The organism is Rhodoplanes roseus, from assembly GCF_003258865.1.
Taxonomy (GTDB): domain Bacteria; phylum Pseudomonadota; class Alphaproteobacteria; order Rhizobiales; family Xanthobacteraceae; genus Rhodoplanes; species Rhodoplanes roseus.
Genome location: NZ_NPEX01000759.1, coordinates 1 through 284, shown reverse-complemented (window position 1 = coordinate 284; position 284 = coordinate 1). Strand labels below are relative to the sequence as shown.

At 66.5% G+C, this 284-nt stretch carries 1 pseudogene; it reads left to right on the top strand.

The window, feature by feature from the left end:
* Positions 1-284 (top strand): annotated as a pseudogene (locus tag CH341_RS32285) (polyhydroxyalkanoate depolymerase); the annotation flags it as partial.

Sequence of the window (284 nt, the reverse complement as noted above, 5' to 3'; positions counted from 1 at the left end):
GCCGTCATGGACCTGACCGCGGAGTTCTACCTGCAGACCGTGGAGACCGTCTTCGTCACCCACGCCCTGCCGAAGGGCGAGTTGATGCACCACGGCAAGCGCGTCGACACCACCAAGATCCGCAATGTCGCGCTGCTGACGGTTGAGGGCGAGAAGGACGACATCTCCGGCGTCGGCCAGACCCACGCCGCCCACCGCATCTGCCCGAACATCCCGGCGGAAATGCGCGCCCACTACGTGCAGCCGGGCGTCGGCCATTACGGCGTCTTCAACGGCTCGCGCTT